Annotated in this window: 10 protein-coding genes and 1 pseudogene; 6 read left to right on the top strand and 5 right to left on the bottom strand. The window is 69.5% G+C overall.

Annotated features, from left to right (window positions below):
* Positions 1-13 precede the first annotated feature (13 nt).
* The 4 genes from sucB (at position 14) to pilH (ending at position 4,362) form a co-directional block, all read left to right on the top strand.
* On the top strand, positions 14-1,231 hold the full coding sequence (sucB, locus tag ACFJIT_RS05630; RefSeq protein WP_379655297.1) for a dihydrolipoyllysine-residue succinyltransferase: 1,218 nt from the start codon (positions 14-16) through the stop codon (positions 1,229-1,231).
* Between the two features lie 142 nt (positions 1,232-1,373).
* Complete coding sequence (gene lpdA / locus ACFJIT_RS05625; RefSeq protein ID WP_379655296.1) at positions 1,374-2,816, top strand: dihydrolipoyl dehydrogenase; 1,443 nt, start codon at positions 1,374-1,376, stop codon at positions 2,814-2,816.
* 144 nt (positions 2,817-2,960) lie between these two features.
* On the top strand, positions 2,961-3,554 hold the full coding sequence (locus ACFJIT_RS05620; RefSeq protein ID WP_379655295.1) for a TIGR00730 family Rossman fold protein: 594 nt from the start codon (positions 2,961-2,963) through the stop codon (positions 3,552-3,554).
* A 415-nt stretch (positions 3,555-3,969) separates the two neighbouring features.
* Complete coding sequence (gene pilH / locus ACFJIT_RS05615) at positions 3,970-4,362, top strand: twitching motility response regulator PilH (protein ID WP_130522786.1); 393 nt, start codon at positions 3,970-3,972, stop codon at positions 4,360-4,362.
* A gap of 79 nt (positions 4,363-4,441) precedes the next feature.
* Here the strand turns inward: pilH and ACFJIT_RS05610 are convergent, their stop codons facing one another.
* Both ACFJIT_RS05610 and ACFJIT_RS05605 read right to left on the bottom strand, forming a co-directional pair.
* On the bottom strand, positions 4,442-5,323 hold the full coding sequence (locus tag ACFJIT_RS05610; RefSeq protein ID WP_130517876.1) for a DnaJ C-terminal domain-containing protein: 882 nt from the start codon (positions 5,321-5,323) through the stop codon (positions 4,442-4,444).
* Positions 5,324-5,444: 121 nt separating this feature from the next.
* A complete protein-coding gene (locus tag ACFJIT_RS05605) occupies positions 5,445-5,885 on the bottom strand; it encodes an Hsp20/alpha crystallin family protein (RefSeq protein WP_379655728.1) in 441 nt (146 codons plus the stop codon).
* A 177-nt stretch (positions 5,886-6,062) separates the two neighbouring features.
* Between ACFJIT_RS05605 and ACFJIT_RS05600 the strand changes: the two are divergent.
* Both ACFJIT_RS05600 and ACFJIT_RS05595 read left to right on the top strand, forming a co-directional pair.
* Positions 6,063-6,544 (top strand): annotated as a pseudogene (locus ACFJIT_RS05600) (peroxiredoxin).
* Between the two features lie 37 nt (positions 6,545-6,581).
* Positions 6,582-7,154: a bacterioferritin gene (locus ACFJIT_RS05595; RefSeq protein WP_379655294.1), complete on the top strand. Its 573-nt coding sequence runs from the start codon at positions 6,582-6,584 to the stop codon at positions 7,152-7,154.
* 187 nt (positions 7,155-7,341) lie between these two features.
* On the opposite strand, the gene pbpC is transcribed toward ACFJIT_RS05595, so the two are convergent.
* The 3 genes from pbpC to ACFJIT_RS05580 all read right to left on the bottom strand — a co-directional run bounded on the left by pbpC (position 7,342) and on the right by ACFJIT_RS05580 (position 15,308).
* Positions 7,342-9,699 (bottom strand): penicillin-binding protein 1C, encoded by a 2,358-nt coding sequence (pbpC, locus tag ACFJIT_RS05590; protein ID WP_379655293.1) that lies wholly within the window; start codon positions 9,697-9,699, stop codon positions 7,342-7,344.
* Positions 9,700-9,780: 81 nt separating this feature from the next.
* Complete coding sequence (locus ACFJIT_RS05585; RefSeq protein WP_379655292.1) at positions 9,781-10,293, bottom strand: hypothetical protein; 513 nt, start codon at positions 10,291-10,293, stop codon at positions 9,781-9,783.
* 20 nt (positions 10,294-10,313) lie between these two features.
* Positions 10,314-15,308: an alpha-2-macroglobulin gene (locus ACFJIT_RS05580; RefSeq protein WP_379655291.1), complete on the bottom strand. Its 4,995-nt coding sequence runs from the start codon at positions 15,306-15,308 to the stop codon at positions 10,314-10,316.
* Between the last annotated feature and the right edge of the window lie 359 nt (positions 15,309-15,667).

Here is a 15,667-nt window from a genome sequence, read left to right as displayed (position 1 = left end):
AGGACGCTCCCGCATGGCCACCGAAGTCAAAGTTCCGGTCCTTCCCGAATCCGTTTCCGACGCCACCATCGCCAGCTGGCACAAGAAGGCCGGTGAGGCCGTCAAGCGCGACGAGAATCTGGTCGACCTCGAGACCGACAAGGTCGTGCTGGAGGTGCCCTCGCCGGTGGACGGCGTGCTCAAGGAAATCAAGTTCGCCGAGGGCGACACGGTGACCTCCTCGCAGGTCCTGGCGATCATCGAGGAAGGCGCCACCGCGCAGGCCGCACCTGCCAAGCCGGCCGAGGAAGAGGTCAAGCCGGCCGCCAAGTCCGAGGCCCCGGCCAAGGCGCAGGCCCCCGCCCCGGCCAAGGCCGAAGCGCCCAAGGCCGCCGCCGGCGCCGACAACCTGCCCCCGGGCGCGCGCTTCACCGCCATCACCGAGGGCGTGGATCCGGCTCAGGTGGAAGGCACCGGCCGTCGCGGCGCGGTGACCAAGGAAGACATCGTCAAGTTCGCCGCCGGTGGCGGCGTGGGCAAGGCCGCCGGCGCCCGTCCGGAGGAGCGCGTGCCGATGACGCGCATCCGCAAGACCATCGCCAAGCGCCTGATGGATTCGAAGAACTCCACCGCGATGCTGACCACGTTCAACGAGGTCAACCTGGCCAAGGTCAGCGCGGCGCGCAAGGAACTGCAGGACGAGTTCCAGAAGGCCCACGGCATCAAGCTCGGCTTCATGAGCTTCTTCGTCAAGGCCGCCGCCAACGCGCTGCAGCGCTTCCCGCTGGTCAACGCCTCGATCGACGGCGAAGACATCGTCTATCACGGCTACAGCGACATCTCCATCGCCGTGTCCACCGACAAGGGCCTGGTCACCCCGGTGCTGCGCAACGTCGAGCGCCAGTCCTTCGCCGAGGTCGAACAGGGCATCGCCGACTACGCCGCCAAGGCGCGCGCCGGCAAGCTGGGCCTGGACGATCTGCAGGGCGGCACCTTCACCATCACCAACGGCGGCACCTTCGGCTCGCTGCTGTCCACCCCGATCGTCAACCCGCCGCAGAGCGCCATCCTGGGCATGCACGCCATCAAGGAGCGCCCGATCGCCGAGAACGGCCAGGTCGTGATCGCGCCGATGATGTACATCGCCCTGTCCTACGACCACCGCATCATCGATGGCAAGGACTCGGTGCAGTTCCTGGTGGACATCAAGAACCAGCTGGAGAACCCGGGCCGGATGTTGTTCGGTCTGTGAGGCCGGGAATCGGGAATGGAGAATCGGGAATCGAACGCGCGTCCCTCCCCTCCCTTCCCGCCTGGACCTGGATGGGAAACGGCACGCGCCTACGCCCGTGCCATTCCCCATTCCCTATTCCCCATTCCCGTGAGCGAATGAAATGAGCGAAACACAGCAATACGACGTCGTCGTCATCGGTGCCGGTCCGGCCGGCTATCACGCGGCCATCCGCGCCGCCCAGCTAGGCATGAAGGTCGCCTGCATCGATGCGGCGCTGGGCAAGGACGGCAAGCCGGCCCTGGGCGGCACCTGTCTGCGCGTGGGCTGCATCCCCTCCAAGGCGATGCTCGACTCCTCGCGCCAGTTCTGGAACATGGGCCACCTGTTCGGCGAGCACGGCATCAGCTTCAAGGACGCCAAGATCGATGTGGCCACCATGGTCGGCCGCAAGGACAAGATCGTGAAGCAGTTCACCGGCGGCATCGGCATGCTGTTCAAGGCCAACAAGGTGACCCCGTACTACGGCTTCGCCCAGCTGCAGCCGGGCAACCTGGTCAAGGTCAAGCAGCACGACGGCAGCGAGGTCGAGCTGCAGGGCACCAACGTGATCCTGGCACCGGGTTCGGATTCGATCGAGCTGCCGTTCGCCAAGTTCGACGGCGAGAACATCGTCGACAACGTCGGCGCGCTGGACTTCACCGAGGTGCCCAAGCGCCTGGCGGTGATCGGCGCGGGCGTGATCGGCCTGGAGCTGGGCAGCGTGTGGAAGCGCCTGGGCGCCGAGGTCACCATCCTGGAGGCGCTGCCGGACTTCCTGGCCGCCGCCGATGCCGAAGTGGCCAAGGCCGCCGCCAAGGAGTTCAAGAAGCAGGGCCTGGACATCAAGCTCAGCGCCAAGGTCAGCGCGACCGAGGTCACCGGCAAGGGCAAGAAGAAGGAGGTCGTGGTCACCTACACCGACGCCTCCGGCGAGCAGACCCTGACCGTGGACAAGCTGCTGGTGGCCGTGGGCCGTCGCGCCGCGACCAGGGGCGTGCTGGCCGAGGGCACCGGCGTGCAACTCAACGAGCGCGGCCAGATCGTGGTCGACGAGCACTGCCACACCGGCGTGGACGGCGTGTGGGCCATCGGCGACTGCGTGCGCGGCCCGATGCTCGCGCACAAGGGCTTCGAGGAAGGCATCGCGGTGGCCGAGCTGATCGCCGGCCTGCCGGGTCACGTCAACTTCGACACCATCCCGTGGGTCATCTACACCGAGCCGGAGATCGCCTGGGTCGGCAAGACCGAGCAGCAGCTCAAGGCCGAGGGCGTGCCGTACAAGGCCGGCAGCTTCCCGTTCGCCGCCAACGGCCGCGCCGTGGCGATGGCCGAGCCGGCCGGCTTCGTCAAGGTCCTGGCCCATGCCGAAACCGACCGCGTCCTGGGCATGCACCTGGTCGGCGTCAACGTCTCCGAGCTGGTGCACGAAGGCGTGCTGACCATGGAGTTCAGCGGCTCGGCCGACGACCTGGCCCGCATCTGCCACGCCCACCCCTCGCTGTCCGAAGTGGTGCACGACGCCGCCATGGCGGTGGCCAAGCGGGCGATTCATAAGGCGAATTAGAGCCGGGAATCGGGAGTGGAGAATCGGGAATGGCAAGCGCGTTCCCGTCACACCACTCCCACCGCATGACGCCGGACCTATGTCCGGCGTCATGCGTTCAGGCTTTTGATTTTCCCATTCCCCATTCCCAACTCCCCATTCCCCATGAAAAGCATCTGCGTCTACTGCGGCTCCAACGCCGGCGCCAAACCCGTCTACGTCCAGCGCGCCACCGAACTCGGGCAGCGACTGGCGGCCGAAGGCCTGCGTCTGGTCTACGGCGGCGGCAAGGTCGGGCTGATGGGGGCGGTGGCCGATGCGGTGCTGGCCGCCGGCGGTGAGGTGGTCGGCGTGATTCCGCAGCAGCTGGTGGACTGGGAAGTGGCCCATCGCGGCCTGACCCAGCTGGAGATCGTCGGCTCCATGCACGAGCGCAAGGCGCGCATGTTCGACCTGGCCGATGGCTTCATCACCCTGCCCGGCGGCTTCGGCACGATGGAGGAGATCTTCGAGATGCTGACCTGGCGCCAGCTGGGCATCGGCAACAAGCCCTGCGCGTTCCTGGACATCGACGGCTTCTACCAGCCGCTGATCGCGATGATCGACCGCATGGTCGAGCAGCGCTTCCTGCACGCGGCCCAGCGCGCCGACCTGTGGCATGGCGAGGACATCGATGCGCTGCTGGGGTGGATGCGCGCGTATACGCCAGCGCAGGCGAGCAAGTGGATCGATGAGAAGCGCCGCGAGGCGCTGCGGTAAGCAGCAGGCGCGTAGCGACGCGTTCATCAGACTGGCGCCCAAGGGCGGTTGCGGCGCGGATCGACGAGAAGCGCCGCGAGGCGCTGCGGTAAGCAGCAGGCGCGTAGCGACGCGTTGATCGGATTGGCGCCCAGGGCCTGTTGCCGCGCGGATCGACGGAAAGCGCCGCAGGCGCTGCGCTGAGCCAAGGCAACGGAGGCGTCGGGCCACGGGCCTGCCGATCGACGTCTCCGCGCGGGCGACCGGCGCTGTCGCGTCGCCTCCCACCAGCGAGGATTCCGTGAGCGCGATCACGCTGCGGATCGCGGCCGCGGATGGACGGCAGAAGGCGCGCGGATTGACGGTGCGCGCCGCCTACGCAGCGCCACCAAAGGCCTCTACAATCCTGCGCAGGGGACAGGTCAGGACACAGGGTATGGCGCGCATTCTCATCGTCGACGATTCACCGTCGCAGCTGCTGGGCATCCAGCGCATCGTGGAAAAGCTGGGACACACGTGGATCACCGCCGAGGATGGCGTGCAGGGGGTCGAGGTGGCCAAGCGCGAGCTGCCCGACATGGTCCTGATGGACGTGGTGATGCCCAACCTCAACGGTTTCCAGGCCACCCGCCAGCTCAGCCGCGAGCCCACCACCAAGCACATCCCGGTGATCCTAGTGACCACCAAGGACCAGGACACCGACCGCATGTGGGGCATGCGCCAGGGGGCCAAGGCCTATCTGACCAAGCCCTTCTCCGAGGACGAACTGTCCGAGGTCATCGAGCGCATCCTCAGCGCCGCGCGCCAGCCGCCGACCTCGGCCGCCTGACGCCGGCCGGCCACCGCGAAACACGAAACGGGCGCCCTGAGGCGCCCGTTTCGCATTCTGGCTCGACGCCGAGCGTGGGTCAGCTGTCGGCGAAGGCCTTGGCCAGCTTCTCGTAGGCCTTGCGCTGGGCCTCGGTGACCGCGCGCGGCGCGGTGATCTCCAGCTCCACGATCTGGTCGCCATCCGGCGGACCCGGCAGGCCGCGGCCGCGCAGGCGCAGCTTGCGCCCGGCGTCGGAGTCCGGCGGGATCTTCAGCTCGACCGAACCGCCCAGCGTCGGCACGCTCACCGTGGCGCCCAGCGCCGCCTGCCAGGGCGTGACCTGCAGGACGTGGATGATGTTGCGCCCGTCCACTTCGAACTGCGGGTCGGCCGCGTACTCGATCTCCAGCAGCAGGTTGCCGCCGCCGTTGCCCTGCCCGCTCAGGCGGATCGCCTGGCCGGGCTTGATGCCCTTGGGCACGCGCACGTCCAGCTGCTTGCCGTTGACGGTCACGCGGATGCTGCTGCCCTCGTAGACCGCCTTGAGCGGCACCGACAGCTTGGCGCGGGTATCGCCGCGCGGCGCCTGGCCGCTGCGGAAGCCCGGACCGCCGCGTGCGCGCTGGCCGAACAGGTTCTCGAAGAAATCGCTGAAGCCGGCACCGCCGCCCCCGGCGCTGCCGAAGACTTCCTCGAAGTCGAAGCCCTGGCCGCCATAGCCGCCGCCGAAGTCCTGCGGCTGATATTCCTGCCCGGGCCGATAGCCGCGCGCGCGCAGCTGATCGTAGGCCGCGCGCTTCTCCGGATCGCGCAGGGCCTCGTAGGCCTCGTTGACCGCCTTGAAGCGCTCCTCGGCATCGGCCTCCTTGCTGACGTCGGGGTGGTACTTGCGCGCCAGGCGGCGGTAGGCGGTCTTGATCTCCGCCTCGCCGGCCGTGGGTTCCACGCCAAGCGTCTGGTAGTAGTCCTTGAATTCCATCGTACCTCCGCAAGAAAGCCCGCGGCTTGGCAGCCGCGGGCCCGATCCTGGCCACGATGCGGTCAACACCGCATCGCGACCGGTTCATGGGACCCGCGCGGAACGCGGGCCGGGGTACAGGTTACTGGATCGACCCGACCTGGATGCGACGCGGCGCGGCCTCGGGCCGCTTGGGGATCACCACTTCCAGCACGCCGTTGCCACCGGTGGCGACGATGCCCTCGGCATCGGCGGTGTCCGGCAGGGTAAAGCTGCGCGCGAACGCGCCGTGGCGACGCTCCTGACGGGTGAAGCGGGCGTCCTCGCCGGCCTGCGGCGCGGCGCGCTCGCCACGGATGCTCAGGACGTTCTTGTCCATCTGCACCTCGATCGCCTCCAGGTCCACGCCCGGCAGGTCGGCGAAGATCACGAAGCGGTTGGCCTCTTCCTTCACGTCCACGCGCGGGGTCCAGCCCACGCTCTCGGTGGCGGCCTGGCCGGCCTGCGCGAAGCGGTCCAACACGCGTCCCAGTTCGAGCTGGCCGGGGCGGACGGGCCAGCCTTGATAGCGCACGAAATTCATCATGAATGTCTCCGATTGGATGGCCGCAGACGCGACGTGCGTGCGGCAGGGGCCCGTGGCCTCCGTGACCAACAGATAAGCGCCGCACGCGGCTTTTCAAGGGTTTTGACGCCGCCTTCCCACGGCCCTGCCTAGGGTACGGTTCACGCGGCCGCCCTCCCGCGCCTCCAGGCTCCCATGACGATCCAGATCGGCGACCCCATCCCCGAAGTCATCCTGACCCGCATCCGCCAGGGCGTGGAGAAGGTCGACACCCCGACCCTGTTCGGCGCGCACAAGGTCGTGCTGTTCGCGGTGCCGGGCGCCTTCACCCCGACCTGTTCGGCGCGCCATTTGCCTGGCTTCATCGAGCACTTCGACGCATTCCGCAAGCGCGGCATCGAAGTGTATTGCGTTTCGGTCAACGACGCGTTCGTGATGAAGGCCTGGGCGAATCGCTGCACGTGCCCGAAGGGCTGCAGCTGCTGGCCGACGGCAGCGGCGACTTCGCACGCGCGCTGGGCCTGGAGCTGGACCTGGGCGCGCAGGGCATGGGCCTGCGCTCCAGGCGCTACGCGCTCTATGCCGAAGACGGCGTGGTCAAACAACTCTGGGTCGAGGAGCCCGGTGCGTTCGAGGTCTCCTCCGCCGACTACGTGCTGCAACACCTTCCCGACTGATCCTTCCCACCGCACATCCATCAAGCGAGGCAAGCCAATGTCCAAGACATCAGCCACCAAGTTCAACCACACCTCGGCCGCCGACCTGGCCGATCGCGAGACCCTGCGCGCCAACGCGCGCAAGAAGCTCGAGGACGGCGCGATCACCGATTCCTATACGGCCGACCGCGAGGAAGTCGTCAAGCTGCTCAACGAGGCGCTGGCCACCGAGTACGTGTGCGTGCTGCGCTACTACCGCCATTACTTCATGGCCAAGGGCATGCTGGCCGACGCAGTCAAGGCCGAGTTCCTGGAGCACGCCAAGCAGGAGCAGGACCACGCCGGCATGCTGGCCGAGCGCATCGTCCAGCTCGGCGGCGAGCCGGACCTCAACCCCGACACCCTGACCGCGCGCTCGCACGCCGAGTACAAGGAAGGCAGCGACCTGCGCGACATGGTCAAGGAGAACCTGATCGCCGAGCGCATCGCCATCGACAGCTACCGCCAGATGATCAACTACATCGGCGACAAGGACACCACCACCAAGCGCATCCTCGAGCGCATCCTGGAGCAGGAAGAAGAGCATGCGGATGAGTTCGCGGACATGCTGGAAGGGTGGATCGGGAAGTAAGCCAGGGACCAGGCGTATCGCCGCCTCTGGTTTCAGCAAGCAGCTCCTGCAAGGAAGTAGATCTCGCACACAGACGCCGGGCATCGCCCGGCGTTTTCTTTAGGACATGCCCCCAATCCCGGCATGCGCGCCCGGACGACCAGCGCCGGCCCCGCCCCCTGGCCTCTGACCCCCGGCCTCTGCTTCCCTACCGCAACACCCGGAACCTCAGCGTGCTCCACGCGCCGCTGTCGGCCAGCGCGGTCAGCGTGTGCTCGCCCGGCTGCTCGAAGCCGTGCTCGAAGCTGCGCGCGCCACGGGTCAGGCCGATCCAGCGCCCGTCGAGCAGCCACTGCACCTCGGTCTCGGTGCCCAGGGCGCGCAGGCGCACGCTGGCCGGCTTGTCGCTGCCCGGCGCACGCGCCAGCGTGGCGCCATCGTTGAGGCCCTCGATGCGCAGCGCGGCGCTGGCCTCGCGTCCATCCGGCGCGCAGTCCGGCGCCAGCGGCGGCAGCTGGGCGGCGCGGCGTTCGGCCACGCTCAGCCAGGGCGAGGCCAGCGCCGGCCAGCGCGCAATGCTCGCCTCCTGCGCCGCATGCGGCCGGGTGCATTCGGCCGACAGACGCTGGCCGCTGGCGGCATCGCGCAGAAAGCTCTCCCGCCCAGCGCGCCAGAGCCTTGCGTCGCGCTCGGCGAAGGTCGGCGGCACGTTGCCGTCCAGCGTCCAGGCCTGCAGCCGGCGCTGGCACAGCTGCGGCGCCTGCGGGTCGGGCGGCAGGCCCAGCGGCCAGCACACCTCGACCTGGGCCACATTGGCCGGTGGCGCCACGGCCGCCGCATCGCCGCGGCTGCGCGGCAGGCTGTCGATTACCTCGAACATCAGCGGCAGCGCGGTCACCGCCCCGTACTGGCCCGGCAGCGGCGTGCCGTCCGGCCGGCCGACCCACACACCGACCGTATAGCGGCGCGTGCCGCCGATCGCCCAGGCGTCGCGGTAGCCGTAACTGGTGCCGGTCTTCCAGGCCACGCGCGGGCGGCCACCGGTGTCGAAGGTGCCCACGCTCTCGCCAGGCCGAGGGTTGTCCTGCAGCACCTGGCGGATGATCCAGGCCGCGCCGGGTGAGAGCAGCCGGCGGTTGGAGATCGGGTCTTCCGGGCGATAGCGCACGCGCCCGGCCAGCCCGTCGCGGTTGAATGCGGCGAACGCGCCGACCAGGTCCTCCAGGCGCGCGCCGGTGCCGCCCAGGATCATCGCCAGGTTGGGCACCGCCCCGCGCGGGAAGCGCAGCGCGACGCCGCCGTTGGCCAGCCGCGCGGCGAAGCGCGCCGGGCCGACGTGGTCCAGCACGTCCACCGCCGGCACGTTGAGCGACAGGCGCAGCGCCTCGGCCGCGCCGACCGGTCCGTTGAAGGCGGCATCGAAGTTCCCGGGCCGGTAGCCGCCGAAGCCCTGCGGCGCGTCGACCAGCAGGCTCTCCGAGTGGATCAGCCCATCGTCCAGCGCCAGCCCGTACAGGAAGGGCTTGAGCGTCGAGCCCGGCGAACGCCAGGCCTGCACCATGTCCACGTGGCCCAGGCGCTTGTCGTCGCCGAACTGCACCGAGCCCACATAGGCGCGCGCCTCCATCGTCGTGTTGTCCACCACCAGCAGCGCCGCCGAGGTGCGCTCGGGCAGGTTGGAGAAATAGGCGGTGACGCGCTGTTCCAGCGTGCGCTGCAGGTCGGCGTCCAGCGTGGAGACGATGCGCGCGGCGCGCGGCTGCTGCTGATGCAGGCGCTCGGCCAGCAGCGCCGCGCTCAGCGGCGGCTGCAGGGCGCGCGCGACCACCGGTTCGATGCGGGCATCGTCCACCTGCGCCTGGGTCCACACGCCCAGGGCGACCATGCGCGCCAGCACCTTGTCGCGCGCCGCCCGCGCGGCCTGCGGATGGCGGTCCGGACGCAGCCGGCTGGGCGATTGCGGCAGCACCGCCAGCAGCGCGGCCTCGGCATGCGACAGCCGCGCGGCCGGCTTGCCCAGGTAGGCCCAGCTGGCGGCCTCCACGCCCTCGATGGTGCCGCCGAACGGCGCGCGCTCCAGATACAGGTCGAGGATCTGCCGCTTGCTCAGGTGCGCCTCCAGTTGCAGGGCGCGCAGCAGCTGCTTGGCCTTGCCCCAGGGCGTGCGCGTGTGCGGGTCGAGGATGCGCGCGACCTGCATGGTGAGCGTCGAGCCGCCCGAGACGATCTGCCCGCGCCGCAGCATCTGCCCGCCCGCGCGCAGCAGCGCCCACGGATTGACGCCCGGATGCCGCCAGAACCAGCGGTCCTCATAGGTCAGCAGCGCCTGCAGGTACAGCGGCGAGACGCCCTCGGGCGAGGCCGGATAGCGCCATACCCCGTCGCGATCGGCGAAGGCCCGCAGCGGCGTGCCGTCGCGCGCCACCACCAGCGTGCTGGTATCGCGCGCCTTGGGCAACGGCGGCGGGAAAGCGAAGTCCAGGACCAGCAGCGCCACCAGCACAGCGACGGCCGTCCAGCGCAGGAGCTGCCTCAGACGCGGGAGCTTAGAGCGCCACGCGTTCATCCGAACTCATCTGGCGTGCGATCAGACAAGGAAAGTCCGCGACTCGATCAAAGCGGAGAACGCACTGGCGCGGACAGGCGCTCAGCAACGCCCTGCCAACTCAGGCACGTCGGCCACGGCACTTGTCCGCTCGGTTGTAAGCACGCGCGCCTTGGCCCAGGGGACGTCGCATTCGACCGACATCTCATAGTCGGTGATGACGAACGTGCCGTGTACGCGGACCCGCTTCATGTGGCGATCCAGTATCAGCCGCTGGGCCTGCGCATCGCCGAGCATCATCGCCAGGGCTGCCTCGCCGTTGCTGAGATCGATCACCCTGATGCCGTAACCCTCGAAATGGGGAAGGCGCGCCGCAGAAGGCGCGTCAGGAACAATCGAGTAACTTGCTTCGATTCCGTTGGAACCCGCCGGCTGCCACTCGGCCAGCAGGTCTCCCGATACCTGCTCCTCCCCCCTGAAACTGACAGGCTCCCGCAAGCCGATCTTGCTCGCCACCTTCAACTGCGAAGCCGGGGGCATGACGAACGGAGGTAATTCGTAGTCGGCTCTCGCGATCAAAGGCATTGCCGCCGTGACCGCCAGCATCACACCCATTGCTGGCCGCCGCAGAGGCCTCACGGCTGCACTACCGTGATCGTGGTCGGAGTGGAGGTGCCGACACCGCGGATGTCGGGGCGGTACATGTCCTCCACCAGCGGCGGCGGCACGGTGTAGGTGCCCGGGGTGACGGCGCGGACCAGGTAGAACACCTTGGCGCCGCTGCCGCCGCGACCCAGGCGCAGGGCGGCCACGTAGCGGTCGTCGCGGAACTCCTCGTGCTTGACCTCGGCCGCGTCGCCGCGCTCAGTGAGAGTGATGCCATCGACCACCACGTCGGCCCACTGCTTGGCGTCGGACAGGTTGAAGTTCTCGATCTCCAGCCCCGCCGGCAGCAGGTCGGTGAGCAGCGCGTCGGGCACCTCGGTGTCGGCGGTGATGCGCAGGCCCACGATCAGCGCCTCGCCCTCCTTCAGCGTGCCGCCCTTCCACTCGCTGCCGTCGGTGGCGTAGTAGCGCCGGGTGACGCCGATCTTCGACCGGTCCTCGGCCGGTGCGGTGCGCGGCACGCCGGCGATCTCCAAGCTGGCGTAAAGCGGCGGCTGGCCCTGTGGGCTGAAGCTCACGCCCTTGGCCAGGGTGGCCATGTCGAAGCTGCGCGCGAACAGGCGCAGGTCCTGCACCGTCTCGCTGGCGCCGTCGGCCGACCAGGTGCCGCCGAGCGTCTTGGCCTGCGCATCGCCCAGCAGCGACTTGCCCAGCCGCGCGATGGCGACCTGTTCCTGCGTACTCAGGTAGAACCAGCGCGCCTTGCGGCGCTCGTCCAGCTCGCGGCCCAGGGCGATCACGCGCGCGTCGTACTCGGGTTTGGACAGCTTGCGCTCGCGCACCAGCGCCAGCATCAGCGCGTCGTCGCGCAGCCGGGTGCCGTAGTCGCCCAGCCACTCCGGCCGGTCGCCGGTCTTGTCGAAGCCCAGCGCGATGGCGCGCGCGCCGCGCTTGGTATCGCCCTGCAGCGACAGCGCCAGCCCCAGCTGCACCAGCGGCAGGCCGGTCATCGACTTGCCCCGGTCGTTGTCGTACAGCGCCCGTAGCGTGCCCAGCGGCGCACGGCCCACGCGCGCCAGCACGTAGCCGGCATAGGCCTGGTTGGCGAAGCGCAGGTGATCGCGGAAGTTGGACCCGTAGAACTGGTTGCCGCCGGACAGCAGGTCCTCGCTGAGACGGTTCAAGGCCTTCTGCAGCACCGTGTCGGGCACGGCGAAGCCGCCTTCGCGCGCGTCGAGCAGGAAGTCGGCCACGTACGGGGTGATGTACGGCACCACGTCGCCATCGTCGCCCCACATCGAGAAGTTGCCGTTGGCCACCTGCATCGAGGCGATGCGGGCGAAGGCACCCTCCATGCGTTCGCGGCGCTTGGCCGGGTCCAGGCCCTTGGTGCCCAGCAGGTCGGCGGTGGCCTGGTCCATCACCAGGGCGGCGTAGCCCTTGCTGGTGGTCTGCTCGATGCAGCCGTAGGGGTACTTGAGCAGATCCTCCAGCGCGGCGGCGAAGGGAATCGGCGGCAGCGCGCTGACCACCATGCGCGCGCGCACCGAATCGGGCATCAGCCCGTCGGCGAAGCCCGCACCCATCGTCACCGGCGCCAGCGGATCGATCACCCGGCTCTCGGTGTGGGTTACGCTGGGCCAGCCGGCGCGCACCGGCAGGTCGAAGCTGCGGTCGACCTTGAAGCCGTCGGCCGCGCCGTCCACGCGCACGCGCACCTGCGCGGTCGTATAGCCCTCACGCGCCTGCAGCGGGAAGCTCAGCGTGGTCTTGGCGCCGTCGGCCAGCGACACGCTGCGGCTGCCCTCGCCGATGGCCAGCGGCCCGGTGCCGTCCACCTGCACGCGGAAGGTCCCCGGCCTGCCGGTGAAGTTCTGCACATCCAGGGTGACCATGCTGCGGTCACCCGGCGCCAGCACGCGCGGCATGCTGGCCTCGGCCACCACCGGCGCGCGCACCAGGGTCTGGGTGTCGCGGCTGCCGTAGTGGTCGTCCGAGTAGACCAGCGCCGACACGCGCAAGGTGCCGTTGAAGTCGGGCACCTTGAGCAGCACGCGTGCGTTGCCCTTGGCGTCCAGCTTCACCGGCCCGGCGAACAGGTCCACGGTCTGCACCTTGGCGGTCGGCCGCCGCGCCTGCGGCAAGGCGCCCAGCGCCATGTCGCCGCCGAAGCGCAGCTTGGCCGTGTCGCCCTCGTAGCTCTCGATCACCCGGCCGTAGACGTCGTAGCTGTCCACGCCCAGGCGGCGCTGGGCGAAGAAGTGCGCGGTGGCGTCGGGCACCGGATAGCGGGTGATGTTGAGGATGCCCACGTCCACCGCCGAGACGGTGACATGCGCGTCCTTGCCGGCCAGCTGCGGCACGCTGACCGTCACGGCCAGGTCCTGGCCGGGCTTCATCTGCTCGGGTGCCTTCAGGCCCACGGCCACGCGCCGCGCGCTGCGGTCCATCGGCACGTGCGCCACGCCGACCGCGCGCGCGGGGGTGATCTTGGACGGCGCGCTGCCGCCGCGGAACACCAGCGCGGTCACATAGACGTCGTGGCGCTCCCAGTCCTGGGTGACCGGGATCTCGAACACGCTGCCGGCCTTGGCCTCGATGTTCTTGACGTAGAGCATGTGGTCGGACTCGACCATCAGCACGCCCTTGCCGTCGTGCGGCGGGGTGAGCGTGACCTTGAGCGTGTCGCCGGCGCGGTAGCCGGTCTTGTCCAGCGACAGCTTGACCTTGTCCGGGCGCGCGTCCAGGCCGCGGTTGTCGTCGTTCCAGCTCCAGCCGGCGGTGAACGGATAGCGCGTCGTCAGCCCGGTGGCCGGGTCGAACACCTCCAGCCGGTAACCGCCCCACTCCACCGGGAAGTCCACGCGCACCGCGTCGCCGCCGACATCGACGGCCCTGGTGTCGACGTTCTCGAAGCGCTGGGTGTAGTCGAACGACCAGCCGGTGTCCTCGTCATGGGTCCAGTGGTAGTCGCGGCGCTCGCGCACCAGGGTGACCTTCAGCCCCTTGCCCGGCTGGCGCGCCCCGGCCGCGTTGAAGCGGGCGATCTCGAAGCCCGCCGTGCCGTTGGCCGCCGAGCCTTCCTTGTCGTCGAACAGCGGCCGCACGCCGGCCAGCACGTCGGCCGGCCACAGCACGCGCTTGAGCGAGCGGTTGACCGTGCGTCCGCCGGTTTCGTACACGCTGCCGGTGACGATGGCCGCCACCGGCGTGACCGGCTTGACCTCGTCGGGCAGCGACAAGGTCTCCTCGTAGTGGCCCTTGGCGTCGAACGTGGCATCGACAACGTCCTTGGCCTCCTTGGGCAGCTGCACCGTGGCATCGCCGAAGAACCAGCCCGGCAGCTTGTCCAGCGGATGCTGCTCCACCGCCACGGCCAGCTTGGCGGTGAAGCGGTTGCCGTCGGCCGGCGCGCCGTACAGATAGGCCGCATCGGCCTTCAGCGCCAGGCCCTGGCCGGGCTTGAGGATCTCCGGCGCGGACAGGTCCAGCTTCATGCGCTCGGGCAGGAACTCCTCGATGCGCAGGGTCATGCCCTGCACCGCCTGCGCGCTGGCCGGGTCGGTGCGGAACTCCACCTGCCAGCGCCCGGTGGGCGCCTCCACCGGGATGGCCTGCTCGAAGGCGAAATAGCCCTGCTCGCCCGGGGTCAGCCGGGTCTCGCGGAAGATCTTGCCGTCGGGCTGCTTCAGGCGCAGGTACAGCGGCTGCCCGGCCTTGACCGGCTTGCCGTCGAAGTCGCGCAGCAGCGCCGACACGCGCACCGTCTCGCCGGGGCGATAGAGGTCGCGGCCGGACCAGGCGAACACGTCGAACCAGGCCTGCTCGCGCCCGGCCACGGCGAATTCGGACAGGTCCAGCGCCGGCTGGTTGAACGGCAGCAGGGTGACGTCCTTGCCGCGGCTGGCCACCAACACCTGGCCGGCGTTGAGCGTGTACTTGAGCAGCGCGTTGCCGTTGCCGTCGGTCTCGCCCTTGAGCACGGTCTCGCCCTTGGCGTCGAGCACGCGCAGCTGCGCACCGCCGGTGGCGCTGCCGTCGGCCAGCGAAGCGGTGTGGACGAACAGCGTGTCCTTGTAGGCGCGCGCGTGCAGCCCCAGGTCGCTGACGCTGAAGAACGCGGTCTGCAGCTGGTCGGAGTAGCGCCCCACGCGCTTCATCACCGCGAAGTACAGGCCCGGCTCCTGCAGTTGCTTGATGTCCTGCACCGGCAGATAGCTGACCATGCGCTCGTTGGGCTTGCCGCCCAGCACGAAGCGGTTGAGGTAGACCGAATCGGCCAGCTCGCCCAGTGGCTTGTTCTGGCTGTAGTCCTCGTCCAGCGACCAGGCGCCGCGACTGCCGCCGCGCTGGTACTGGGCGAAGAAGCGCGGCAGCTGCGATTCGCGCACGCGCAGAAACTCCACGTCCACTTCCGGCACGTTGATCGACACCACCGGCAGACCGCGGGTGTCCTTGGCCGGCAGCACGCTGCCCTGCGAGGCGAAGGCCACCGCCGGCTCGATCTGCCCGGTGTGCACGACCTGTTCGAGCGCCTTGCCCAGGCTGCCGCCGGCCGCGGCCAGCAGGCCCGCATCGATCTTGACCGTGTAGTCGCGTGCGGCCTCCACCGACGGGAAGCGCAGGATCCTGGCGTGCTCATCCAGCACCCAGCTGCCGCTGACCACCGCGCCCTTGTCGTCGCTGACGTGGATCAGCTTGTCGAAGTCCTGCGACTCGACCAGCGGCTGGCTGAATTCCAGCGCGATGGCGACCTGGCCCTCGTGCTGGTCCGGATAGGCGTTGACCAGGCCGAAGCCGGCGATGGACTTGGTCTTCTGCGCCTGCACCGCCTCGCCGGACACCGCCGGCAGATCGCCGGTCTTGTTGCGATCGCAGCCGGTCAGGGCGAGCAGCGCGAAGGCGCCGGCCAGCAGGGCGGCGCGCCAGGGGCGGCGCGACGGTCGCGACCGGATCGAAGAAGGCGCGTCCTGCGCGGCGACACGTTGCGGCGACAGCGCGCCGCGACCCTGGATACTCTCCATGCAACACCAGTCCCTTCAGCCGGTTTTGCGCGGGAGTATAGAGGGCGCGGATGGAGGCTGGAGGGGCCGCCGTGGGCTTTCTGGGCAATGGGAAGGAAGGGGCTACCGGGAAAGCCTCATCGCCGCCATGGCGGCTCCCACCTGTAGAGCGGAGCTTGCTCCGCTGCGTTTCGACCGGATCATCGGCAAGCCCCAGCGGAGCAAGCTCCGCTCTACAAGGGGGCGCGGCTTGATCTGAGAGACAGTTGCTCCCACCGAGCCAGAAGCGAGGGCGGCGGTGCTTGTGCTGCGCGTCCTGCCCGCGCTTGGCCATGGCGCTGCGGGATGCCCATCGCGCCGCCCGAGGACACATGCCGGCG

The sequence above is a fragment of the Pseudoxanthomonas sp. UC19_8 genome, from assembly GCF_042700505.1.
In the GTDB taxonomy this organism is placed as follows: Bacteria; Pseudomonadota; Gammaproteobacteria; order Xanthomonadales; family Xanthomonadaceae; genus Pseudoxanthomonas_A; species Pseudoxanthomonas_A winnipegensis.
This window is presented reverse-complemented; position numbering and strand designations above follow the sequence as displayed.